At 71.5% G+C, this 24,122-nt stretch carries 20 protein-coding genes; 13 read left to right on the top strand and 7 right to left on the bottom strand.

Annotated features, from left to right (window positions below):
- The first annotated feature begins 246 nt into the window (after positions 1 to 246).
- Positions 247 to 1,116, top strand: coding sequence for a hypothetical protein (locus tag BMZ82_RS27510; protein WP_093780098.1), 870 nt, complete (start codon positions 247 to 249; stop codon positions 1,114 to 1,116).
- Positions 1,117 to 1,210: 94 nt separating this feature from the next.
- Here BMZ82_RS27510 and disA read toward each other — a convergent pair whose 3' ends face one another.
- Together disA and radA are read right to left on the bottom strand one after the other, a co-directional pair.
- A complete protein-coding gene (disA, locus tag BMZ82_RS27505) occupies positions 1,211 to 2,335 on the bottom strand; it encodes a DNA integrity scanning diadenylate cyclase DisA (RefSeq protein WP_093780097.1) in 1,125 nt (374 codons plus the stop codon).
- An 81-nt stretch (positions 2,336 to 2,416) separates the two neighbouring features.
- Positions 2,417 to 3,826, bottom strand: a complete 1,410-nt coding sequence (gene radA / locus BMZ82_RS27500) for a DNA repair protein RadA (RefSeq protein ID WP_093780096.1) — start codon at positions 3,824 to 3,826, stop codon at positions 2,417 to 2,419.
- A 263-nt stretch (positions 3,827 to 4,089) separates the two neighbouring features.
- Between radA and BMZ82_RS27495 the strand changes: the two genes are divergently transcribed.
- Positions 4,090 to 5,841, top strand: coding sequence for a BACON domain-containing protein (locus tag BMZ82_RS27495; protein WP_093780095.1), 1,752 nt, complete (start codon positions 4,090 to 4,092; stop codon positions 5,839 to 5,841).
- Between the two features lie 185 nt (positions 5,842 to 6,026).
- On the opposite strand, the gene BMZ82_RS27490 is transcribed toward BMZ82_RS27495, so the two are convergent.
- Positions 6,027 to 6,884: a DUF3109 family protein gene (locus BMZ82_RS27490; protein ID WP_093780164.1), complete on the bottom strand. Its 858-nt coding sequence runs from the start codon at positions 6,882 to 6,884 to the stop codon at positions 6,027 to 6,029.
- A 134-nt stretch (positions 6,885 to 7,018) separates the two neighbouring features.
- Between BMZ82_RS27490 and BMZ82_RS27485 the strand changes: the two genes are divergently transcribed.
- The 4 genes from BMZ82_RS27485 (at position 7,019) to ilvD (ending at position 11,697) form a co-directional block, all read left to right on the top strand.
- Positions 7,019 to 7,978 (top strand): Ppx/GppA family phosphatase, encoded by a 960-nt coding sequence (locus tag BMZ82_RS27485; RefSeq protein WP_093780094.1) that lies wholly within the window; start codon positions 7,019 to 7,021, stop codon positions 7,976 to 7,978.
- A 181-nt stretch (positions 7,979 to 8,159) separates the two neighbouring features.
- Positions 8,160 to 9,002, top strand: a complete 843-nt coding sequence (locus tag BMZ82_RS27480; protein WP_093780093.1) for a sugar phosphate isomerase/epimerase family protein — start codon at positions 8,160 to 8,162, stop codon at positions 9,000 to 9,002.
- Positions 8,999 to 9,604, top strand: a complete 606-nt coding sequence (locus tag BMZ82_RS27475) for a TetR/AcrR family transcriptional regulator (RefSeq protein WP_093780092.1) — start codon at positions 8,999 to 9,001, stop codon at positions 9,602 to 9,604. Before BMZ82_RS27480 ends, BMZ82_RS27475 begins: the two co-directional genes overlap by 4 nt.
- 239 nt (positions 9,605 to 9,843) lie before the next feature.
- A complete protein-coding gene (gene ilvD, locus BMZ82_RS27470) occupies positions 9,844 to 11,697 on the top strand; it encodes a dihydroxy-acid dehydratase (RefSeq protein ID WP_093780091.1) in 1,854 nt (617 codons plus the stop codon).
- Positions 11,698 to 11,799: 102 nt separating this feature from the next.
- On the opposite strand, the gene BMZ82_RS27465 is transcribed toward ilvD, so the two are convergent.
- Entirely contained in the window at positions 11,800 to 14,079 is a 2,280-nt protein-coding gene (locus tag BMZ82_RS27465; RefSeq protein WP_093780090.1) for a serine/threonine-protein kinase, read from the bottom strand.
- Positions 14,080 to 14,260: 181 nt separating this feature from the next.
- Here BMZ82_RS27465 and BMZ82_RS27460 point away from each other — a divergent pair, with 181 nt between their 5' ends.
- The 3 genes from BMZ82_RS27460 to BMZ82_RS27450 all read left to right on the top strand — a co-directional run bounded on the left by BMZ82_RS27460 (position 14,261) and on the right by BMZ82_RS27450 (position 16,206).
- Positions 14,261 to 14,629, top strand: coding sequence for an SH3 domain-containing protein (locus tag BMZ82_RS27460; RefSeq protein WP_093780089.1), 369 nt, complete (start codon positions 14,261 to 14,263; stop codon positions 14,627 to 14,629).
- A gap of 54 nt (positions 14,630 to 14,683) precedes the next feature.
- The gene (locus BMZ82_RS27455) at positions 14,684 to 15,292 is read left to right on the top strand and encodes a hypothetical protein (protein WP_093780088.1); all 609 of its coding nucleotides are present in this window, start codon (positions 14,684 to 14,686) and stop codon (positions 15,290 to 15,292) included.
- A 134-nt stretch (positions 15,293 to 15,426) separates the two neighbouring features.
- The gene (locus BMZ82_RS27450) at positions 15,427 to 16,206 is read left to right on the top strand and encodes a class I SAM-dependent methyltransferase (RefSeq protein WP_093780087.1); all 780 of its coding nucleotides are present in this window, start codon (positions 15,427 to 15,429) and stop codon (positions 16,204 to 16,206) included.
- Between the two features lie 86 nt (positions 16,207 to 16,292).
- Here BMZ82_RS27450 and BMZ82_RS27445 read toward each other — a convergent pair whose 3' ends face one another.
- Positions 16,293 to 17,738 (bottom strand): SulP family inorganic anion transporter, encoded by a 1,446-nt coding sequence (locus BMZ82_RS27445; RefSeq protein ID WP_256252136.1) that lies wholly within the window; start codon positions 17,736 to 17,738, stop codon positions 16,293 to 16,295.
- A 324-nt stretch (positions 17,739 to 18,062) separates the two neighbouring features.
- On the opposite strand from BMZ82_RS27445, the gene BMZ82_RS27440 reads away from it, so the two are divergent.
- The 3 genes from BMZ82_RS27440 (at position 18,063) to proC (ending at position 20,672) form a co-directional block, all read left to right on the top strand.
- Positions 18,063 to 18,938, top strand: coding sequence for an ABC transporter ATP-binding protein (locus BMZ82_RS27440; RefSeq protein WP_093780086.1), 876 nt, complete (start codon positions 18,063 to 18,065; stop codon positions 18,936 to 18,938).
- Positions 18,935 to 19,714, top strand: coding sequence for an ABC transporter permease (locus BMZ82_RS27435; protein WP_093780085.1), 780 nt, complete (start codon positions 18,935 to 18,937; stop codon positions 19,712 to 19,714). Before BMZ82_RS27440 ends, BMZ82_RS27435 begins: the two co-directional genes overlap by 4 nt.
- 145 nt (positions 19,715 to 19,859) lie before the next feature.
- On the top strand, positions 19,860 to 20,672 hold the full coding sequence (gene proC / locus BMZ82_RS27430; protein ID WP_093780084.1) for a pyrroline-5-carboxylate reductase: 813 nt from the start codon (positions 19,860 to 19,862) through the stop codon (positions 20,670 to 20,672).
- Between the two features lie 32 nt (positions 20,673 to 20,704).
- Here proC and BMZ82_RS27425 read toward each other — a convergent pair whose 3' ends face one another.
- On the bottom strand, positions 20,705 to 21,292 hold the full coding sequence (locus BMZ82_RS27425) for a cysteine hydrolase family protein (protein ID WP_093780083.1): 588 nt from the start codon (positions 21,290 to 21,292) through the stop codon (positions 20,705 to 20,707).
- A gap of 75 nt (positions 21,293 to 21,367) precedes the next feature.
- Here BMZ82_RS27425 and BMZ82_RS27420 point away from each other — a divergent pair, with 75 nt between their 5' ends.
- Complete coding sequence (locus BMZ82_RS27420) at positions 21,368 to 22,369, top strand: GlxA family transcriptional regulator (protein ID WP_093780082.1); 1,002 nt, start codon at positions 21,368 to 21,370, stop codon at positions 22,367 to 22,369.
- Here BMZ82_RS27420 and trpS read toward each other — a convergent pair.
- Positions 22,309 to 23,334 carry a tryptophan--tRNA ligase gene (gene trpS / locus BMZ82_RS27415; protein ID WP_093780081.1) on the bottom strand — a complete coding sequence of 342 codons (1,026 nt, stop codon included), beginning with the start codon at positions 23,332 to 23,334 and terminating at the stop codon, positions 22,309 to 22,311. The two genes, BMZ82_RS27420 and trpS, sit on opposite strands and share 61 nt — an antisense overlap.
- Between the last annotated feature and the right edge of the window lie 788 nt (positions 23,335 to 24,122).

Genomic DNA, 24,122 nt, shown 5'->3' with positions numbered 1-24,122 from the left:
GCGCGTACCGCCACTCGACCGGATCCGCCCCCGGGAACGCGGCACGCGCGTGTGGCGCGGCAATGGGCGCCCGCGCCGATGTGTCATGGCCAGAGGTGCAACGAGTGCGATCGGCAAGGGGGGACGGCCGTGCGGGCCGAAGTCGGGTGCGGGGGCCGTGGTTTCCGGGATGATGATCCGGAAAAGTTGTCTTCCCGGCGGCGGGTGGGGCCAGGGAACGCGTCGATCTCTCGTACAGTTTGCGCCGTGGGATCTCTGCGCAATCCGGTCGGGCCGCTCCCCTCCTCCATCTACTGGCGACGGAGGGCCGTACTGCTGTCCGTGTTCGCTCTGTTGGCGCTGATCACCCTGTGGGTGGTGGTCTCGGGCGGGGGCGGCAGGAACAGCGGCGCCAATGGTGGCAACGGCAAGAATCCCGCGTCGTCGATCACGCCCGGGCCGTCCGGATCCGGGCCCGCGATCAGTCAAAAGCCGGGCGGGCGCGACGAGTCGAGCGACGGGTCCACCAGCGGGTCCGGCTCGGGGTCGGACGCGGGCTCGGGGAGCGGCGCCGGCACCGGCTCCGGTGGTTCGGCCGCCGGCTCGACGGGTTCGGGCTCCGGCTCCGGCGACATCGACGACGGCGCCAACGGCAGCGGTAGTGCTGGCGGAAGCGGTGGCGGTGGCGGTGGCAGCAGCGGTACGGGGACGACGCTGCCGGCCGGGACGACCCTGCCCAACTGCACCGCAGGCGTCGTCACGTTGAGCCTGCGCAGCGTCCAGAACGCGTACTCGCCGGACCAGACGCCCACCTTCCGGCTGACCGTGACGAACAGCTCGGGGAGCGACTGCAAGGTCGATCTCGGGCCCAAGGCCGCGGTGTTGACGATCACCCACGCGGGCAGCGACGACGACTACTGGTCGTCCGCGGACTGCCCCAAGGGGGCCGCGAGCCTGCTGTACCGGGTGCCGGCCGGGGACAGCATCACGTACGTCCTGAAGTGGGACCGCAAGCCGAGCGCCCCCGAGTGCGCGACGCCTCCGGCGGGGGTGGCCGGAGCCGGGACGTATCTCGTCGAGGCAAAGGCTCCGGGGTTCGCGAAGGCACAGACGTCGTTCGTGCTGGACAACGACTAGAGGGCGAAACGACTGGAGGGCGACCGGAAGGCGGCCGGATCGGCTGGAGGGCGACCGGATCGACCTCACCCGGCCGGTCTGGACGTACTGCCCCCTAGACGTACCGTTCCAGGATTGACGACTCCGCCAGTCGGGACAGGCCCTCGCGGACGCTGCGGGCCCTTGCCTCGCCCACGCCGTCGACCGTCTGCAGGTCGTCGACGCTCGCGGCGAGGAGCTTCTGCAGGCCGCCGAAGTGCTCCACCAGGCGGTCGATGATCGCGCCGGGGAGGCGCGGCACCTTCGCGAGGAGGCGGAAACCGCGCGGGGAGACCGCCGTGTCGAGGGCCTCGGGGGAGCCCGTGTAGCCCAGTGCGCGGGCCACCGTGGACAGTTCGAGGAGTTCGGCGTGGGTGAGCGCGTCCAGCTCGTACAGCGCCTCTTCGACCGTGCGGGAGCGCTTGGCGGTGGGCTCGGGAACGTAGTCCCGGACGACCAGTTCGCGTTCCGGCTCGACGCCTGCGATCAACTCGTCGAGCTGGAGGGCGAGCAGCCGCCCGTCCGTGCCCAGTTCGACCACGTATTCGGCGATTTCGGTGGCGATGCGGCGCACCATCTCCAGCCGCTGGGCCACCGCGGAGACGTCCCGGACCGTCACCAGGTCCTCGATCTCCAGCGCCGACAGCGTGCCCGCGACCTCGTCCAGCCGGAGCTTGTAGCGCTCCAGGGTGGCCAGGGCCTGGTTCGCGCGGGACAGGATCGCCGCCGAGTCCTCCAGGACGCGGCGCTGCCCGTCGACGTACAGGGCGATCAGGCGCATGGACTGGGAGACCGACACGACCGTGAAGCTGACCTGCTTGCTGACCCGGTCCGCCGTACGGTGCCGGGTGCCCGTCTCCTCCGTGGGGATCGTGGGGTCGGGCACGAGTTGGACGCCGGCGCGCAGGATCTTCGACAGGTCCGAGGAGACCACGATGCCGCCGTCGAGCTTGCACAGCTCGCGCAGGCGCGTGGCCGTGAACTCGACGTCCAGGACGAATCCGCCCGTGCACATCGTCTCGACCGTCTTGTCGGAGCCCAGCACGATGAGCCCGCCGGTGTTGCCGCGGAGCACCCGCTCGAGGCCGTCGCGCAGGGCCGTGCCCGGAGCCACCGCGCTCAGCGCGGCACGCATCATGCGCTCGGCGCGGGAACTCCCACCGGACTTTCCGGGAGCTGCCGCCCGGTCGTTGGCTGCCACTGCACTCCTCCGGTCACAGGGTCTGGGGTGTTCCCGTTTCGCGCACTCGTTTCGTACGGACGGGCGAGACCAGGGCAAAGTCTACCGGCGGTCCTCCGCCTCCCGTGGGGCGTCTCGGCGACGGGAGCGCGGCAGGACCCGCAGGGCGTCCCCCATGTCCGCGACCTCCACGACGTTCATGCCCGCCGGGACCTTGCCGGGATCGGTCGGCACGAGCGCGTGCGTGAAGCCCAGACGGTGGGCCTCCGCGAGCCTGCGCTGCACGCCCGTGACCCGTCTGACCTCGCCCGCGAGGCCCACTTCGCCGATCGCGACGAGGTTCTTGGGCAGCGGGGTGTCGCTCGCGGCGGAGGCCAGGGCGAGGGCGATCGCCAGGTCGGCGGCGGGCTCCGAGAGCTTCACGCCGCCGACCGTCGCCGAGTAGATGTCCCGTTTGCCCAGGGCGCTGATCCGGCCGCGCTGCTCCAGGACGGCGAGCATCATCGACACCCGGGAGGTCTCCAGACCGGACGTCGTACGGCGGGGCGAGGGGATCTGGGAGTCGACGGTGAGCGCCTGCACTTCGGCGACCAGGGGGCGGCGGCCCTCCAGGGTGACCGTCAGACAGGTACCCGGGACCGGTTCGTCACGCCGGGTCAGGAAGAGTCCGCTCGGGTCGGCGAGGCCGGTGATGCCCTCGTCGTGCAGTTCGAAACAGCCGACCTCGTCGGTGGCGCCGTAGCGGTTCTTGACGCCCCGGACGAGACGCAGGCGCGCGTGCCGGTCGCCCTCGAAGCTCAGGACGACGTCCACGAGGTGTTCGAGGAGACGGGGGCCGGCGATCGCGCCGTCCTTTGTGACATGGCCCACCAGGAGGGTGGACATGCCGCGCTCCTTGGAGGCGCGGATCAGGGCGCCCGCGACCTCGCGGACCTGGGCCATGCCGCCGGGCGCTCCGTCGATCTCCGGGGAGGCCAGGGTCTGTACGGAGTCCACGATCAGCAGGGACGGCTTCACCTCGTCCAGGTGGCCCAGGACGGCCGCGAGGTCGGTCTCGGCGGCGAGGTACAGATGGTCGTCGATGGCGCCGATCCGGTCGGCGCGCAGGCGGACCTGGGAGGCCGACTCCTCACCGGTGACATACAGCGTGCGGTGTTCGTCGCTGGCCGACTTGGCCGCCACGTCCAGCAGGAGGGTCGACTTGCCGACGCCCGGCTCGCCGGCCAGGAGCACGACCGCGCCGGGTACGAGACCGCCGCCGAGGACGCGGTCCAGCTCGGGCACGCCGGTGGGGCGGGCGGTGGCCTGACGGCCGTCGACCTCGCCGATGGGCACGGCGGAGGTGGTGACGCGGCCCGGCGCCGTCGTACGCACCGCGGGCGCGCCGTACTCCTCGACCGTCCCCCAGGCCTGGCACTCGGGGCAGCGGCCGAGCCACTTGGCCGTCTGCCAGCCGCATTCCGTGCAGCGGTAGGACGGGCGGTCCTTGGTGGTCTTCGTACGGGCAGCCATGGGGAAACCGTAGCCCCCGCCACCGACAGCCGGACGCGCCTGTGGACAACCGGGGTTCCGCCGGGCTCCTGTCGGGCTCCCGATCGGGGTCCCAGCCGTCGAGGGAGGGGACCGGCACCCCTTGTGAATCGGCCACGTGCCGTCACGAACGAGCCACGGGATCCCCCTTGTCTGTCCCCTTATGAGGGATCGTTTCACCCGTACGGATTAAAAGGACTCAAGGGACAAGAAGACCTCGTTGCGAGCCGCCTACGGTCGCACGGGTGATGAGCAGCAGCCCGGAAATCTCGACCCGCACGACCGGCGCACACCGGGCGCACCGGGAGGTGCGCGACGGCGCTGCGGCGCGCACACTCGCGCGGCGGCCGGCCGCCCGCTACGAGCCGTACCTGGACGGCCTGTTCACCTACTGCCTGTCCGTCCTGTGCGACCACGACGCGGCCACCGCCGCCCTGGGGGACGTCCTGGCGTTCGCCGAGCGGCGCGGCCAGCGGGTCCCGGACGCCGCGGGCGACCGCCGGGCCTGGCTGTACGCGCTGGCCCGCTGGGCCTGCCTGCGCAAGCTCACCGAGGCCAAGCAGAGACGTCTGAGCACGCACGCAGCGGCCCGCAACGGCACGCGCGGGCAGCCGGGCACGCAGCCCGAGACGGCCGTCGCCCCCGCCGGGCCCGACGAGGCCCAGGAGCAGCGGCGGCGTGAACTCGCCCTGCTCGCCTGGCCGGAGGCGGCCGGCACCACCCCCGAACAGCGCGAGGCGCTCGAACTCGCCGTACGCCACCATCTGGCCGCCCATGAGATCGCCGCCGTCCTCGGCAAGGATCTCGCCGCCGCCCGCGAGCTGCTCGCCTCGGCCGCCTGCGAGGTCGAGCGCACGCGCGCGGCGCTCGCCGTCGTCGAGACCGGCGGCTGTCCCGGTGTGGCGCGGCTCACCGGCGAGAACCAGGTGGTGCTGAGCGCCGCCCTGCGCCGTGAACTCGTCCGGCACGTCGACGACTGCCCGCGCTGCCGCCGGGCCGCCGAGCGCGCGATCCCCGGCCGCTGGCCCGGCGCCGGTGTCACGCCCGCCGAGCTGCCCGTCCTGGAAGCGCCCCGCGCGCAGTTGCACGTCGTCATGGCGCACCTCCCGCGCGCGCGGGGAGCGGCCGTACCGCGCTTCGACCGGCGCGGCTTCCCGATGGACCCCAAGGACCGCGCCGCCCGCCGGGAGCGGCTACGCGCGCGTGCCGTCACGACGACCGTGGTCGCCACCGTCGTCGCCGCGCCCGTGCTCGCCCTGTGGGCGGCCTACCGGGGGACGCCGACGGGGGAGGGGGCCGAGGGCCGCTCCGCGAGCGCCAGCGAGGCGCACGGTCCCGACGGCCTCGACGGTGAGGCGGCCGGCGGCTACGAGAACGCCGGAAACGCCAGTACGCGCCCCGGCGCCGACTTCACCAAGGGCGACCGGCCGGACGTCTCCGTGGAGGTCATCAGCGTCACAGGACTGGGCAGGAGCGTCCCCGGCCACCTGTCCGTGAAGGCGGCCAACACCGGCGACACCACTCTCATCACCCTCACCGTGTCCCCGGACGGCGACGGGCCGGTCCGCTGGTCGGCCACCACAGCGGCCCCCTGGCTCTACCTGAGCCGCTCCACGGGCACCCTCAGGCCCGGCGAGTCGGTCACGCTCAAGGTGTACGTCGACCCGCTGCGCGAGCCCTCCGGGCACTGGCACGCGCGCGTGGCGGTCGCCCCGGCGGGCGCGGTCGTCTCCATCGAGGGCTACGGCACCGCCCCCGGCCCCCCGCCCCCCGGCAACGGCCCGGGCCCAGGCCATAGCCCTGACCCGGGCGACCCACCCCCGTCGTCCGACCCGCACCCGACCCCCACACCCCCGACCTCCCCGGACCCCACCCCCACCGACCCACCCCACTCCTCCGCCCCGACCCCCACCCCGGGCGACCCGACCCCATCCACCCCGGAAACCTCGTCACCCCCGCCCACGGACAGCAGTACGCCGCCCCCGTCGACGCCGTAGCGGCGGGAAGCGGCACGCAGGAGCCCCCGGATCGCGGCCAGGAAGCCCGCCTCAGGCTCCGTAAAGGCCCTTCGGGCCCAAGGACCACCAGGGCCTCACCCCCGAGGCTCCCAGGGCCCGTACAGCCCCCTCCGCCGGGATCACGAAGACCCCGCCCGCCAAGGCCGCCCCAAGCCCCCCAACCCTCAGTCAGCCACCTCAGCCGGCCCCGCCGGAGTCACCGGCGCCGTCGGCCCCGTCGGATCCGCCGGATGCGGTGCCAGCAGCGGGAGTTGCGATGCCAGGCGCTGTTCGCAGAGTTCGGTCAGGCGGTCGTAGCCGGCCTTGCCCATCAGTTCGGTCAGTTCGGGGCGGTAGGTGATGTAGACCGGGTCGCCCGCGCCGTGGGCCGAGGTCGCCGAGGTGCACCACCAGTGCAGGTCGTGGCCGCCCGGGCCCCAGCCGCGCCGGTCGTACTCGCCGATCGACACCTGGAGCACGCGCGTGTCGTCGGGGCGGTCGATCCAGTCGTACGTGCGCCGCACCGGAAGCTGCCAGCAGACGTCCGGCTTGGTCTCCAGGGGCTCGCGGCCCTCCTTGACGGCCAGGATGTGCAGCGAGCAGCCCGCGCCGCCCGCGAAGCCCGGACGGTTCTGGAAGATGCACGAGCCGTTGAACGGGCGGGTCTGGCGGGAGCCCTCGTCGTCCTCCGAGACCCAGCCGTCCGCCGTGCCCTCCGCGTGGTGCTGCCAGACGTCGGGGGTGAGCCTCGCCACATGCTCGGCGACGCGCTTCTCGTCGTCCTCGTCGGAGAAGTGGGCACCCAGGGTGCAGCAGCCGTCGTCCGCGCGGCCGGCCTGGATGCCCTGGCAGCCGCTGCCGAAGATGCAGTTCCAGCGTGAGGTAAGCCACGTCAGGTCGCAGCGGAAGACCTGCTCGTCGTCCGCCGGGTCAGGGAACTCCACCCATGCCCGCGCGAAGTCGAGCCCCTTCTCGTCAGCCGCCAGGGCCTTGGCGGACGCCTTCGCCGCCAGGGCTTTCTTGGACTTCTTCGGGGACTTCACCGGCTTCGCCTGCGAAGAACCGTCGGTGGATTTGTCGGTCTTCGCCTTGTTCGTCTTTGGCACTCGTCCAGGGTAAGTCGCCAAGAGCCCGTTCGGGGACGGTCTAGGGGCCTCTGGGCAGTAGCGTTCCCTCCATGAGACTCGGTGTCCTCGACGTGGGATCGAACACGGTGCATCTGCTGGTGGTGGACGCACACCCGGGCGCGTGCCCCCTGCCCGCGCACTCGCACAAGGCCGAACTACGCCTTGCCCAACTCCTCGACGAGGACGGGGCGATCGGCCCCGAGGGCGTCGACAAACTGATCACGGTCGTCCAGGAGTCGCTCCAGGCCGCCGAGGACAAGGGCGTCGAGGAGCTGCTGCCGTTCGCGACCTCCGCCGTGCGCGAGGCCAGCAACGCCGATGACGTCCTCGCGCGCGTGCAGGCCGAGACCGGCGTCGAGCTACAGGTTCTCTCCGGCGCGGAGGAGGCCCGGCTCACCTTCCTCGCCGCCCGCCGCTGGTTCGGCTGGTCGGCCGGAAAGCTGCTGGTCCTGGACATCGGCGGCGGCTCCCTGGAGATCGCCTACGGCATCGACGAGAAGCCCGACGCGGCCGTCTCGCTGCCGCTGGGCGCCGGCCGGCTCACCGCGGGCTGGCTGCCCGGCGACCCGCCCGACCCCGAGGACATACGGTCCCTGCGCCGTCACGCCCGCGCGCAGATCGCCCGGACGGTGGGGGAGTTCAGCCGCTTCGGCACCCCCGACCACGTCGTCGCCACGTCGAAGACGTTCCGGCAGCTCGCCCGGATCGCCGGTGCCGCCCGCTCCGCCGAGGGCCCGTACAGCCAGCGTCAGCTCAAGCGCGAGTCCCTGGAGGCCTGGGTGCCCCGGCTGGCCGCGATGACCACGGCCCAGCGCGCCGCACTCCCGGGCGTCTCCGAGGGCCGCGCCAACCAGCTTCTCGCCGGCGCGCTCGTCGCCGAGGGCGCGATGGACCTCTTCGGCGTCGAAACGCTCGAGATCTGCCCCTGGGCGCTCCGGGAGGGCGTCATCCTGCGCAGGCTCGATCACATGGGATCGGACCAGCCGACCCAGCCGACCCACTCGAGGTAGCGCACGACCCAGGGGCGCGGGGAGCGCGGACGGCACCGCCCTTGGGCGAACGCTCTCCTATAGGCGAACGCACGCCTATAGGTGAACGCACGCCCAAGGGGGAACGCCCGCCCATGGGGAACACCACAACGCCTATTGGGCGCACGGCCCCCACCCGACCGCACCCCGTAACCTGTCCCCCATGGCAGAGCCAGTCGTGCGGATCCCGGATGCGAAGGTCGCCCTGTCGACTGCCTCGGTCTATCCGGAGTCGACGGCGACGGCCTTCGAGATCGCCGCGCGCCTCGGGTACGACGGCATCGAGGTCATGGTCTGGAACGACCCCGTCAGCCAGGACATAGACGCCCTGCGCAGGCTCAGCGACTACCACCGCATCCCGATCCTCGCAGTCCACGCCCCCTGCCTGCTCATCACGCAGCGGGTGTGGTCGACCGACCCGTGGACCAAGCTCCAGCGCGCCCGCGCGGCGGCGGAGCGGCTCGGCGCGTCCGCGGTCGTCGTCCATCCGCCGTTCCGCTGGCAGCGTCAGTACGCGCGGGACTTCGTCACGGGCATCTGGCGGATGGCGGACGAGACGGGCGTACGGTTCGCCGTCGAGAACATGTACCCGTGGCGCTACCGCGACCGCGAGATGCTCGCGTACGCCCCGGACTGGGACGTCACCAAGGACGACTACCGGCACTTCACGATCGACCTCAGCCACGCCTCGACCTCTCGCGCGGACGCGATGCAGATGGTCGACCGCATGGCCGACCGCCTCGGCCACGTCCACCTCGCGGACGGCAACGGCTCCGCCAAGGACGAGCACCTGGTCCCCGGCCGCGGCTCCCAGCCCTGCGCCGAGCTGTTGGAGCGGCTCGCGCGGACCGGCTTCGACGGGCATGTCGTCATCGAGGTCAACACCCGGCGCGCGATGTCCGGCGCCGAACGTGAGGCCGACCTCGCGGAGGCGCTGGCCTTCACCCGCCTGCACCTGGCCGCCGCGTCCGCTTCCCCCACCCCGTCCAAGGTGCCGCGGCGATGACCGGCGTCACCGCCCGCAAGCGCGGCCGCCCGCCTCGTACGGAGTCGACGGACACCCGCGACCGCATCCTGACGGCCGCCCGCGAGGAGTTCTCCGAGCGGGGCTACGAGAAGACGTCCGTCCGCGGCATCGCGAAGGCGGCCGACGTGGACCCGGCGCTGGTGCACCACTACTTCGGCACCAAGGAGCAGGTCTTCGAGGCGGCGATCGAGGTCGCCTTCGCGCCCGCGTTCAGCGCGCCGGAAGCGATCGCCGACGGCCCGCTGGACCAGGTCGGGGAGCGGCTCGCCCGCTTCATCTTCGGCATCTGGGAGAACCCCACCACCCGCAAGCCCCTGCTGGCGATCGTGCGCTCCGCGGTCAACAACGACACCGCCGCCGCCGTCTTCCGCCGGCTGGTCGCCTCCCAGTTGCTGCGCCGCATCGCCGCCCAGCTCGACCTGCCGGACGCCGAACTGCGCGCCGAACTGGCGGCGGCGCAGTTGGTGGGCTGCGCGATGCTGCGCTACGTGATCAAGGTGGAGCCGCTGGCCTCGGCGGACCTGGAGCAGATCATCGCGCGTGTGGCACCGGTCGTACAGAGGCACCTCACCGGCCCGTGAGCAAGGGCGCGAGAAGGCCGCGAGAAAGGCCGCGAGAAAGGCCGTAGGCGGCCGTGAGCGGGGCGGAAAGCCCCGCGAAGCCCAGAGGGGCGAGTGAGGGGCGAGCGAGCCCCAGCCGGGTCCTCGGCGGGCCGGTTCGGCCGAGACGGCCGTCCCGCATTCCGGACACCCCGTCCCGACCCCTGGATGACCGGCGTACGCTCAATAGGAGCCACAACTGTCTGAAGGAGCGAGCGACGATGCCCGAGCTGAGGTCCCGCACAGTCACCCACGGTCGCAACATGGCGGGCGCACGCGCCCTGATGCGCGCCTCCGGTGTACCCGGTGCGGACATCGGCCGGAAGCCGATCATCGCGGTGGCGAACAGTTTCACCGAGTTCGTGCCCGGGCACACGCACCTCCAGCCGGTCGGCCGGATCGTCAGCGAGGCGATCACCGAGGCCGGCGGCATCCCGCGCGAGTTCAACACGATCGCCGTCGACGACGGCATCGCGATGGGCCACGGCGGCATGCTGTACTCCCTGCCCTCCCGCGACCTCATCGCGGACTCGGTCGAGTACATGGTCGAGGCCCACTGCGCCGACGCCCTGATCTGCATCTCCAACTGCGACAAGATCACCCCGGGCATGCTGAACGCCGCGCTGCGGTTGAACATCCCGACGGTCTTCGTCTCGGGCGGCCCGATGGAGTCCGGCCGCGCCACGCTCGTCGACGGCACGGTCCGCACGCTCGACCTGGTCGACGCGATCTCGGACGCCGTCAACGACAAGATCTCCGACGAGGACATCCTCCGTATCGAGGAGAACGCCTGTCCGACCTGCGGCTCCTGTTCCGGCATGTTCACCGCCAACTCGATGAACTGCCTGACCGAGGCCATCGGCCTGTCCCTCCCCGGCAACGGCTCGGTCCTGGCCACCCACACGGCCCGTAAGGGGCTGTACGTCGACGCCGCGCGTACGGTGATGGACATCACCCGCAGGTACTACGAGCAGGACGACGAGTCGGTCCTGCCGCGCAACGTGGCGACCCTCGCGGCCTTCGAGAACGCGATGGCCCTCGACATCGCGATGGGCGGCTCCACCAACACGATCCTGCACCTCCTCGCCGCCGCCCAGGAGGCGGGCGTCCCGTTCGGCCTGGAGGAGATCAACGAGGTCTCGCGCCGCGTGCCCTGCCTGGCGAAGGTGGCGCCGAACGTCGCGAAGAACCGCACGTACTACATGGAGGACGTGCACCGCGCGGGCGGCATCCCCGCCCTCCTGGGCGAACTGCACCGCGCGGGCCAGCTCAACGAGGACGTCCACGCCGTCCACAGCCCGTCCCTGACCGACTGGCTGAAGACGTGGGACGTCCGCGCGGGCTCGCCCTCGCCCGAGGCGCTCGAACTCTGGCACGCGGCCCCCGGCTGCGTCCGCTCCGCCGAGGCCTTCTCCCAGTCCGAGCGCTGGGAGGCGCTGGACGAGGACGCCGAGGGCGGCTGCATCCGCTCCGCCGAGCACGCCTACAGCAAGGACGGCGGCCTCGCGGTCCTGCGCGGCAACCTCGCCGTCGACGGCTGCGTCGTCAAGACGGCCGGCGTGGACGAGTCGATCTGGACCTTCGAGGGCCCGGCCGTCGTCTGCGAGTCGCAGGAGGAGGCCGTCGAGAAGATCCTCAACAAGCAGGTGACGCACGGCGACGTCGTCGTCATCCGCTACGAGGGTCCCAAGGGCGGCCCGGGCATGCAGGAGATGCTCTACCCGACGTCCTTCCTCAAGGGCCGAGGCCTCGGCAAGACCTGCGCCCTGATCACCGACGGCCGCTTCTCCGGCGGCACCTCGGGCCTCTCCATCGGCCACGCGTCCCCCGAGGCGGCGTCCGGCGGCACCATCGCCCTCGTCGAGGACGGCGACCGGATCCGCATCGACATCCCGGGTCGCTCGATCGAGTTGCTCGTCGACGACGCGGAACTCTCACGCCGCGAGCAGGCGTTGAACGGGGTGTACGCCCCGTCGAACCGCGTCCGCAAGGTCTCCGCCGCCCTGCGCGCCTACGCCGCGATGGCGACGAGCGCCGACAAGGGCGCGGTCCGCGACGTGTCGAAGCTGGGCTGACGCCCTTCGGGACGTTGACGTCCTTCGAGGCGTTGACGTCCTTCGAGACGATGACCGGGGCCGCTTCCCTGCCTTCCAGGGAGGCGGCCCCGGTCGCGTGTCTCACCAGCCCGCCGGATCCCGCCCGTCCACCGCGAAGACGGTGCCGTCGGGAGCGCCGGCGTACACGCGGCCGTCGATCGCGATGGGCGCGGGCAGTGTCGTCACCACTTCGTCGGAGTTCGCGCCGAGCCGCAGTCGCGTCTGCCCGACGAGCTTGCCGCGGGCGGCGTCCACGGCGAGGAGACGCCCGTCGGGGGCGCTGAAGTACACGTGGTCGCCGTCGGCGGACGGTACCGAACCGCGGCTCACGGCCGTCTGAAGGGACCACACCTGCTTCCGCGCGGCCGTGTCGACGGCCACCAGCGCCCCGTCGAAGGCCAGCAGGTAGACCCGGTCGCCCTGCACGGCGGCGCGCCCCTGCTGGAGCTGGAGCCCGACGTCCAGCGTCACCCGCCGGGCCACCCTGTCCGCCGGCCGGTAGCGCACCACGGCGTCGACCGTGCCGTACGCGCTGCCCTGGGACAGCAGCACGAGGCTGTCGCCGGTGGTGCCCACGAGCGTCAGCGAGCCGCCGAGCCGTTCCTCCCACCGCACCGTCCCGGTCGCGGGATCCACGGCCGTGATCCGCGTATGCCCGCCGCCCGGGTCCGAGTCAGAAACCGTTCCCGTGCCCGAACCCGTGCCCGAGTCCGACGTGGTCACCGCGTACGCCAGCGGATCCTTGGGGAACGACAGGAAGTACGGCTCGCTCACCCCCGGAACACGCAGGCTCCACGCCGTCTTCCCCGTCGCGGCGTCCACCCCGGTCACCGTGCCGTCGGCCGAGGTCAGCAGCAGCGTGCCGCCGGCGCTGCGCACTCCCTGGTACGCCGACACGTCCCGCTGCCAGCGCGTGGCGCCCGACGCCGGATCGAGCGCCTCTACCCGTTTGCCCGCGTGCGTGAGCACCTGCGCGAGGCCGCCCGCGAGCACCGGCGCCTCGCTCGGCCGGTCGTCCCCGGCGAGCGCGTGCCGCCACAGCACCCGGCCGTCGGACGGGTCCAGCGCGGACACCAGCCCCGCCTGCACACAGAGCAGCCGCTTCACGTCGTACGCGCACTGAGGCATGCCGCCCGTGCCGCTCCCCGTGCCCGTATCCCCGCCGTCCGCAGGCCGCGCGTTCCAGGACGCGGAGGCGGCCGACGCGGACTCCGAGGCACCCGAGTTCCCCCGCGCGTCGACGTCGGCGTCGCCGAACACCTGCGTGACGGCCAGCGCGCCACCCGACAGGACGACGACCAGGGCACCGGCGGCCAGAGCGACCCGCCTGCGCCGCCGCCGGGACGTCACCTCCGCCGACCCCGACCCCGACCCCGACCCCGACCCCGAGTCCGACCCGGATTCGGACCCGGATTTCGACCCCGACTCCGGCCCCAGCCCCGCTTCCTGTCCTGCTTCTTGCCCGTGCCACGACTCGTGCCCGGATTCCTCCAGCGTCCGCTGCGCCGGTATGAACGCCTGCGTGTCGTACGAGGCCGCCTCGGACCGCAGTTCCCGCATCAACTCGTCCGGCGTGGGCCGGTCCTCGGGCTCCTTGGCGAGACAACGCGCCACCAGCGGCGCGAGGTTCCCCGGTACGCCGGTCAGGTCCGGCTCGTCGTGGACGACCTGGTAGGCGACGACGTAAGGGCTGTCGGAGTCGAACGGCCCGCGCCCGGTCGCCGCGTGCACCATCACGGACCCGAGCGCGAAGATGTCGGCGGCCGGCCCGACCTCCCGCGGCCGCCGGAACTGCTCCGGTGCCATGAACGGCGGCGTACCGATCAACTTGCCCGTCTCGGTGCGCAGTTCGCTGTCCTTCGGCCGGGAGATGCCGAAGTCGATGACCTTCGGCCCGTCCTCGGCGAGCAGTACGTTGCTCGGCTTCAGATCCCGGTGCACGACCCCCACCCGGTGGATGTCGCGCAGCGCCTCCGCGAGTCCGGCCATCAGCCGCCGCAACTCCCCGGATCTCATGGGCCCGTTCCGCTTCACCTGCTCGGCGAGCGTCGAACCGGGGATGAACAGCGTGGCCATCCACGGCCGTTCGGCCTCGGGATCGGCGTCGACGACGGGCGCGGTGAACGCGCCGCTCACCCGCCGGGCGGCCGCCACCTCCTGCCGGAAACGCCCCCTGAACTCGGGGTCCCTCGCGAACTGGGCATGGACGACCTTCACCGCGACCTTCATCCCGGAGGTGCTCCGGGCCAGGTGCACCACGCCCATGCCACCGGCCCCGAGGCGCTCCTCCAGGCGGTAGTGACCGGCGTACTCCGGAAGTTCCGCTTCCGCGCCTGCCCCGGTGTTGCGCTGTGGCGTCATGGACCACCCCCGTGCTGTTCGTCCGCGCGCGCGACGCACGGAGCCTAGTCGATGCCCCGCGCGGGACCGAGGAGGCTTGCCAGCCTCTTTGTACGAAGTGCGCACATGTGTTTCATTGAGTGTTTTAGGGGAATCAACGGGATCCCATGGCAGTCATGGGGTCCAACGGGGGAGGTTTTTCATGTCTGTCGAACGCATGGAAGCAGCAGTGGAAGCGACGAGAGCCGACACATCGGCAGCCGACACGTCGACAACAGTCACGTCGGCAGCCGAGACGTCTGCGGCTGTCATCGCGGCGGCTGTCGCCTACTACCCGGTCGCCCCGGGCGTCCGGCTGAACGTGCGCAGCGGCCCCGGCACCAGCTACCCGATCGTCAGGGTCCTGGCCGAGGGCACGTCGGTCCCGATCTACTGCCAGACCCCGGGCACCTCGGTGAGCGGCCCGTACGGCACGACGAACATCTGGGACAACATCGCCGACAGCCAGTTCGTCTCGGACGCGTACGTCCACACGGGCAGCGACGGCTACGTCGCGCCGCACTGCGGCTGACCTTCCGGGCAACCCACCCGGGAGCCCGCCGCCGTCCGGAGCCATAATCGTCCCGTGAGCGACGAAAACGGCACCTCGGACAGCCCGGCGGCCTCCCGGGACACCCCGGCCGATCAGGCAGCCTCCGTCAGCGCGGGTGCAGGCGCGGGCGCGGGTGCAGGCCCGGGCGCGGGCGCCGGTGCGGGCGTTGGCACCGGCCCCCGCCCGGAGCCCCTCCGCTTCTTCGGCACCACCTGGGTCGACCACGACCCCGGCTACCAGGGCTACGCCGCCCGTCGCATCGCCGTGGCCGTCGGCTCCCTCGTCGCCGTCACCGTCTCCTGCCTCGTCCTCCGCTTCGCCTACCAGGGCATCGCGATCGCCGACCTGGGCGGCTTCGTGACCCTCCTGATCGTCGTGATGTTCGCGGTCTGTAGCGCGCTCGCCTTCCGCCACACCTGGGACGCCTTCGCCAAGCGCCCCGACCCCGACCGCCAGGCCTCCCTGCGCGGCCTGCTGGCCATCGGCTTCGTCGGCTCCCTGCTCGCCTACTTCTTCCGCACCCTCACCGAGGCACCCGGCGAGAAACTCCACCGCGAGGAGTACGACACGGCCCGCCAACAGCACCAACGCCGCAACTCCCGCCGCACGGGCAACCCGTCGAAGAAACGCCGCCGCACCTGATCCGGATGCCCCGGACGCCCTGGACACCCGGACGACCCCGAGGTCCTTCACGTCCCGCCAGTCCATCACCTGCCGCCCCTCTCCTTGCTCCCCCCGGTCTTCCTAGCCCCCCTCCCACCGTCCACCATGGCCCCATGACGCAGCCCACCCCCACCCACCACACCACCCGAGCCCACTCCTTCAACTCCGCCGCGGCCCAGTACGCCGCCAACCGCCCCTCCTACCCGACCGCCCTCCTCGACGCGATCGAGGACCTCGCCGGCCACCCCCTCACCGGCGCGCGGGTCGCGGACATCGGCGCTGGCACCGGCATAGCGACCGCCCTCCTGCACGCCCGCGGCGCGGACGTCATCGCCGTCGAACCCGGCGACGGCATGGCCGAGCAGTTCCGCCACGCCCTCCCCGACGTGCCGATCGTCCGAGGCGACGGCAACCACCTCCCGCTGGCCGACGCCTCCCTCGACTTCCTCACCTACGCCCAGTCCTGGCACTGGACCGACCCGGCCCACTCGGTCCCGGAGGCCCTGCGCGTCCTGCGCCCGGGCGGCGCGCTGGCACTGTGGTGGAACACCGGCGCGCTCGACGTGCCGTGGATCGACGCGCAGACCGACCGCATCCAGCACCACTTCGGCGTCGACCGAGTCGTCCGCAGGAACGGCGACGCAGCCTTCGCCGCCGTCGCCGACACCTCCGGCCGCCTCGACTTCACGCACCGCCGGGTCCGCTGGAGCCGCCACGTCTTCGTCGACACGCACCTGGCCAACATCAGCAGCCACTCGATCTTCCTGGTCCACGGCGAGGAGAGCACGGCCGCCTTCCTTGCCGAGGAGCGCCGCCACCTCCTCACCGCCTTCCCGGACGGCACGATCGAGGAGACCTACGACGTGGAACTACTGGTCGCCATCGCCCCCTGAAACAGCTCTCCCTGAAACAGCTCCCCCTGAATCACCCCCTCGCGAAGCCGCTCAGGCTGCTCGAAATCCGCTGCTCGCGAAGCCGCTCAGCCCGCTCGAAGCCGCTCGGCCCGCTCAGCCTGCGCAACCCGCTGTTCCCGCGCGGCGGCCCACCCCTCCAGGGCCGCCGCACACGCGTGGTCCACATGCCGCAGCCCGCCCAACTCCAGCCGCACCTCGCGGTCGAGCGGCAGCGCATCCAACGCGTCCAGCAGCTTCGGCAGCCGCAGGAACGTCGCATGCCCCAGCACCCGGACGACGAGCCCGGCGTCGCCCCGGTCCTCCGTCTCGACGTGCACATGGCTGATCTCCCAGGCCGTCTTCGCCACGGCCAGCGCCAGCCCGACCAACACCCCCTCGAACAGGTTCCCCACGACGATCGCCCCCGCCGTGACCCCGAGCACGACGACCTCCCCCCGATGCCCGCGCCACAACGTCCGCACCTCCCGCACAGGCACCAGCTTGCAGCCGGCGTACACCAGCAGCCCGGCCAGCGCCGCGACCGGAATCACCTCGAGCACCCCGGGCACGACGGCCGCGAACAGCAGCAGCCACACCCCGTGCAGCACCCGCGACGCCTTCGTCCGAGCACCCGCCCGCAGGTTCGCCGCGCTCCGCACGATGACCGCCGTCATCGGCAGCGCGCCCAGCACCCCGCACACGGCGTTGCCCACGCCCTGCGCCATCAACTCACGGTCGTAGTCCGTCCTCCTCCCGTCGTGCAGCCGGTCCACCGCCGCCGCGCTGAACAGCGACTCCGCCGACGCGATCAGCGCGAACGCGACGACGGTCCCGATCACCCCCACTTCCGTGAGCCGCCCGAGATCCGCCGCCTCCGGCACCCGTACGGCATCCCACAGGCCCTGCACCCGGAGCCGACGCACCTCCAGGTCGAACACCCACGTGACGCCCGCCGCCAACGCCACCGCGACCAGCGGTGCCGGAACCAGCCGCGCCCCGCGCCGCCACCGCCCCCACACCACCAGCACGACCATGGTGGCACCCCCCACTGACAACGCCACCGGATCCACCCGTCCGGGCAGCGACACCAGCCCGGCGAACTTCCCGAGCCCGCCCTCCGGCGCGCCCACATCCCCGAGGGCGTACACCTGCCCGGCGACCAGCACCAGCCCGATCCCGGCGAGCATCCCGTGCACGACGGCCGCCGAAACGGCCCGGAACCACCGCCCGAGCCGCAGCGCACCCAGCCCGAGCTGCACCAGCCCGGCGGCGAGCACGAGCACCCCGAGCGCCGTCACGCCGTACCTCTGTACGGCCTCGTGGACGAGCACGGTGAGCCCAGCCGCCGGCCCGCTCACCTGAAGGCTGCTGCCCGGCAGCACTCCGACCACCAGCCCGCCGACGATGCCGGTGACGAGCCCCAGCTCCGCAGGCACGCCGGAGGCCACGGCGACGCCCACACACAGCGGCAGGGCGACGAGAAAGACGACGAACGAAGCGAACAGATCAGCCTTTTGAACACCATGACGCAACACAGCGGCACCTCCGGTGGGAAACGGGAGATGCGTGGGCGCACGGCACCGGGGGAGGACGCCGCGCATGAATTCCATTGTCAGTTGAAACGACAGACGAGACGACATTTTCCTGTGTCGACCCGGTGAACACGGGAGCGCAGGAACCGGAACCTCCACCTCCAATCCCACCCCCGCGCGCCTGCGCCCCCACGAGCCCGCGGCACCACGCGTCTGCGCCCCCACACCCCCGAGCGCCTGCGCCCCCAAGCATCTGAAGCATCCGAGGCCCCCATACGCCCGCGCCGCTTGACGCTCCACCGCACCGCGAGCATTATTCATCGCATGATGAATTTCAGGTCGACCCCTCGCCCACCCGACGAGGAAGCACCCCAGCCCCCACCCACGGACTGCACAAACCCCACAGCCCCCACCGCTGTTGCCCCCGTTGCCCCCACCGCCCCCGCCGTACGAGCCAAAGGCCTGACCGCGATCCGAGGTCCCCGAACGGTCCTCCACGCCCTCGACTTCACCGTCCCGCGAGGCCGGATCACCGGCCTGCTGGGCCCCTCCGGCTGCGGCAAGTCGACCCTCCTGCGGGCGATCGTCGGCACCCAGGCCAAGGTCACCGGCACCCTCGACGTCCTGGGCCGCCCCGCCGGCCACCCCACCCTCCGCACCCGCATCGGCTACGTCACCCAGGCCCCCTCCGTCTACGAGGACCTGACGATCCGCCAGAACCTCGACTACTTCGCCGCGATCCTCGACCCCGGCCGCGCGGCAGCCGACCGCCGCCACGAGAACGTCGCCCGAGCCATCGCCGACGTCGACCTCACCACCCACGCGAACGCCCTCGCCGGCAACCTCTCCGGCGGCCAGCGCAACCGCGTCTCGCTGGCCGTAGCCCTCCTCGGCACCCCCGAACTCCTCGTCCTGGACGAACCGACCGTCGGCCTGGACCCGGTCCTCCGCCGCGACCTGTGGACCCTCTTCCACGACATCGCGGCGACCCGGGGCACCACCCTTCTCGTCTCCTCCCACGTCATGGACGAGGCCGAACGCTGCCACCGCCTGCTCCTCATGCGCGAGGGCGCGATCCTCGCCGACGCCACCCCCGACGCCCTGCGCGCCCGCACCGGCACGGACACGGTCGAGTCGGCCTTCCTGCACCTGGTGGACGAGGCAGTACAGGCACCCCGAGCAAAGGAACCCACCCCATGACCACGACCATCACCATCGCCCCCACCCCCACCAGCCCCCTGAACGCGGCCCGAACGACCGCCACCGCAGCCCGAGTCCTGCGCCAACTGCGCAACGACCCCCGCACGATCGCGCTGCTGATCCTCATCCCCTGCGTGATGCTGTTCCTGCTCCGCTACGTCTTCGACGGCAGCCCGCGCACCTTCGACACCATCGGCGCGTCCCTCCTCGGGATCTTCCCCCTGATCACGATGTTCCTGGTGACCTCCATCGCCACCCTGCGCGAACGCACCTCGGGCACCCTCGAACGCCTCCTCGCCATGCCCCTCGGCAAGGGCGACCTGATCGCCGGCTACGCCCTGGCCTTCGGCACCCTCGCGATCATCCAGTCGGCCCTGGCCACCGGCCTGGCGGTCTGGTTCCTGGACCTGGACGTCACCGGCAGCCCCTGGCTCCTCCTCTTGGTCGCCCTCCTCGACGCCCTGCTGGGCACGGCCCTGGGCCTCTTCGTCTCGGCCTTCGCGGCCACCGAGTTCCAGGCGGTCCAGTTCATGCCGGCGGTGATCTTCCCCCAACTCCTCCTCTGCGGCCTCTTCACCCCCCGAGACACCATGCACCCCGCCCTGAAGGCCCTCTCCGACGCCCTCCCCATGTCCTACGCGGTAGACGGCATGAACGAGGTCCTCAACCACACGAACATGACAGCAACCTTCGTACGAGACGCCCTGATCGTGGCGGCCTGCGCACTCCTGGTACTGACCTTGGGAGCAGCAACACTGAGGCGCAGGACACCCTGACGGGGACACGTCCCCTCCCTTAGGGGGCGGCGGCGGCGAACCCCTTGAACACCCCCACGTCCGCCCACCGGACACGCACCCCCACCCCCCACCCCCGATGCGAGGATGGCCCCGGACGACGCACACCCCCGGAGGACCCCCAGACATGACCCAGAAAGTCGCAGTCCTCGGCACCGGCAAGATCGGCGAAGCCCTCCTCAGCGGCATGATCAGAGGCGGCTGGCCTACCGCCGACCTCCTCGTCACCGCCCGCCGCCCGGAACGAGCCGAAGAACTCCGCACCCGCTACGGAGTCACCCCGGTCACCAACGCCGAGGCCGCCAAGACCGCCGACACCCTGATCCTCACGGTCAAACCGCAGGACATGGCCGGCCTCCTGGACGATCTCGCCCCCCACGTCCCCGCCGACCGCCTGGTCATCACCGGAGCCGCCGGCATCACCACCGCCTCCATCGAGGAGCGCCTGGCCGCCGGCACCCCGGTCGTCCGCGTCATGACGAACACCCCCGCCCTCGTCGACGAGGCCATGTCCGTCATCTCCGGCGGCACCCACGCCACCGCCGCCCACCTCGCCCACGCCGAGGAGATCTTCGGTTCCGTCGGCAAGACCCTCCGCGTCCCCGAGTCCCAGCAGGACGCCTGCACCGCCCTCTCCGGCTCCGGCCCCGCGTACTTCTTCTACCTGGTCGAAGCCATGACCGACGCCGGCATCCTCCTCGGCCTGCCCCGCGACAAGGCCCACGACCTGATCGTCCAGTCCGCGATCGGCGCGGCCACGATGCTCCGCGACAGCGGCGAACACCCGGTCAAGCTCCGCGAGAACGTGACATCCCCCGCGGGCACGACCATCAGCGCCATCCGCGAACTCGAGAACCACGGCGTACGAGCCGCCCTCATCGCCGCCCTCGAGGCCGCCCGCGACCGCAGCCGCGAACTGGCCTCAGGCAAAAAGGACTGACACACCGAGAACCAGAGCGAGTGAGGGGGCGATCACCCGCCGACCGCCCCCAAGACCTCCTTCGTCCTCACCACCCGGGCGAACCCACCCCCGTGCAGTGACACGGCAGTCGCCTGCGCGAGCTCCTCCGCACTCCGCCGCCACCCGAACGGCCCCTCCAGATCGAAGGTGTGCGTCGCGTCGTACGCGACCACGACGTCGTACCCCAGATTCCCGCCCATCCGCGCGGTCGTCTCCACGCACATGTTGGTCTGGATCCCGACCACCACGATCTGCGAGATCCCCCCGGCCCTCAGCCAGGCACCCAGATCCGGCGTCCCGAGGAAGGCCGAGTTCACGGTCTTCGTGACGAACAGCTCCGGCCCCGCCCCCTTCCCGCGCCGCCGCGCCACATACTCCTTGAGGTCGTTCCCCTCATACCCCGGCCGCAACGGCGACCGCGGACCAGCGGAGTCATGCCGCACGAACACGACCGGCCGCCCCGTCCCCTGCCATACGTCGATGAGCGCGGCGATGTTGTCATCGGCCCCGGGATTGTTCCGCGGCCCCCAGAAGTCCGACTCGTCGAACCCCTTCTGCACGTCGACGACCACCAGCGCTGCGTTCTCTGCGATGTCCATGCCCACGATCCTGCCGCCGTGGACACCCTCGCCCCAGAAGTCCGGAAGTCATCGATCGATGGTTTACTGCCAACCATGGAGAACGCCGAGTACCGCGTAGCCCTGGTCGCCTTCCCCGGCATCCGCGCCTTCGACGTCTCCGTCATCACCGAGGTCTGGGGCAACGACCGCACCGACCACGGCGCTCCCGCCTTCGACCTGCACCGAGTCGCCACCGACACCACCACCCCCATCCCGATGCGCGGCGGCCTGGCCCTGCTGCCCGACCGCACCCTCACCTGGCTCTCCCGCGCCGACCTGATCCTCGTCCCCGGCCTGGACGACTACGTCACCCCCGCACCCGCCCCCGTCCTGGACGCACTCCGCCGCGCCCACGCCCGCGGCACCACCCTCGCCGCCCTCTGCGGCGGGGCCTTCACCCTCGCCCAGGCCGGCCTTCTCGACGGCCGCCGGGCGATCACCCACTGGAACCTGGTCGACCTCCTCCGCACGAACCACCCCCGGGTCACCGTCGTCCCCGACGCGCTGTTCATCGAGGACGGCAACATCTGGACCGCCGCGGGCACGGCAGCCGGCATCGACCTCTGTCTCCACCTGGTCCGCCGCTCCCACGGAGCCGAAGCGGCCGCCACGATCGCCCGCTCGATGGTCACCGCCCCCTTCCGCACCGGCACACAGGCCCAGTTCATCGAACACCCCACTCCCCGCGCCGACCGGGACGCCGACGCCCTCGCCGCCGTACGCGAACACGCCCTGCGCCACCTGCACGAACCACTCACCGTCGCCGACCTGGCGGCCCACGCGGGCATGTCCGCGCGCAGCTTCGCCCGCCACTTCACGGCGGCGACCGGCGTCACGCCCCTGCGCTGGCTCCTCGACCAGCGCATCGCCGCGGCCCAGAAACTCCTCGAACGCACCGACCTCCCCATGCCCGAGGTCGCCCGGCGCGCCGGCTTCGGCAGCGAGGTCACGATGCGCCAGCACTTCGCAGCGCGCCTCGCCACCAGCCCCCGCGCCTACCGAGCCGCGTTCAGCACCCCGTCGGCCACGGGCGGAAGCAGGCCGATCGCGCGATAGGCCGTATCAACCACCGGCCGAGCCATCGCTCGCGCCTTCTCCGCTCCATCCCGCAGCACCCCCTCCACATATCCAGGGTCAGCGCACAACTCCTTGTGCCTGGCCTGCACGGGCCCGAGAACCTCGACGACCGCCTCCGCGGTGTCCTTCTTCAAAGCGCCGTACGACTCGTAAACGCCTGCCAGGACCTCCGGGTTCCCGCCCGTGCACGCGGCGAGGATCTCCAGGAGATTCGCGACCCCGGGCCGCCCCTCCCGGTCGTACACGATCTCCCGCCCACTGTCGGTGACGGCCCGCATGACCTTCTTGCGCACGACCTCGGGCTCGTCCAGCAGATAGACGATCCCCGGCCCGGAGTCGTCGCTCTTGCCCATCTTCGAAGCCGGCTGCTGGAGGTTCATCACCCGCGCCGCCACCGCCGGATGCGTGGCCTTCGGCACGATGAACGTGTGCCCGTACCGCTGGTTGAACCGCACCGCCAGATCCCGCGCCAGCTCCACGTGCTGCGTCTGGTCGTCGCCCACCGGCACCTCGTCGGTCCCGTAGGCCAGGATGTCGGCCGCCATCAGCACGGGATACGTGAGCAAGGACAGCCGCACACTCCCCCCACGCTCCCGCTCCAGCGCGGCCTTCTCCTTGTACTGGATCATCCGCCGCATCTCGCCGTCCGTGGCCACGCACTCCAGCAGATACGACAACCGCGCGTGCTCGTCCACATGACTCTGTACGAACACGGTGCACAACCGTGGATCCAGTCCCGCCGCCAGCAGCAGCGTCGTCGCCTGCCGGCTCAGCCGGCGCACCCGCGCCGGATCGTGGTCCACGGTCAGCGCGTGCAGATCCACGACGCAGAACAACGCGTCCGCCCGGTGCTGGTCGACCTCGGCCCACTGCCGCAGAGCCCCCAGGTAGTTCCCCAGCGTCAGATGCCCGGTCGGCTTGACCCCGCTGAAGACCCGCTTCATCCATCCACCTCCTGGTCGAGACCGCCGCCATGGTCGGCCGACCCCCTGGAACCCCGGTGGAGGAAACAAGAACGGCCGCCGAAGCGGCGGCCGTTGAGTACATACGTGGGTACGGCCGCCGTCAGGCGGCCCACCACTGCTGGGTGCACGTACGTGTCGTCATGTCCGCCAGAGTACGCCTCAGGGGTGCCTGTGGGACCTGAGTTGACACACTCCAGCCCGGATACGTAGTGTTCTCCGAGTTGTCCGACGTGAGCGCCGACTCCGGTCGGTCCCCGGACAGCCATTCCGCAGTACCAACCACTTCTCGACGCGCAGTCGGTTCGGCTGCCGTCGCGTCATTGGCGTGCGTATTCGCGAAATGAGGAATCCGCGTTCGAAAGGGCGCAGCCCCCGATTGGCTTCGGGAGCAGGGAATCCGCTAAAGTCTCACTCGTCGGAACGGCCCAACAGCCGGGAAGACAAGCCCCCGCTGACTGGGAATCAGGCCCGAAAGGATCTGGTAGAGTCGGAACCGCCGGAAAGGGAAACCGCGAAAGAAAAGCGGGGACCTGGAAAGCACCGAGGAAAGCGGATCGGAAAACGATCTGATAGAGTCGGAAACGCAAGACCGAAGGGAAAAAGCCCGGAGGAAAGCCTGAGAGAGTCTCTCGGGTGAGTACAAAGGAAGCGTCCGTTCCTTGAGAACTCAACAGCGTGCCAAAAATCAACGCCAGATATGTTGATACCCCGTTCCCGGCAGTGATAGCCGGGGATGAGGTTCCTTTGAAATAAAACACAGCGAGGAC

It is taken from the genome of Streptomyces sp. yr375 (genome assembly GCF_900110755.1).
Lineage (GTDB): Bacteria > Actinomycetota > Actinomycetes > Streptomycetales > Streptomycetaceae > Streptomyces.
This window is presented reverse-complemented; position numbering and strand designations above follow the sequence as displayed.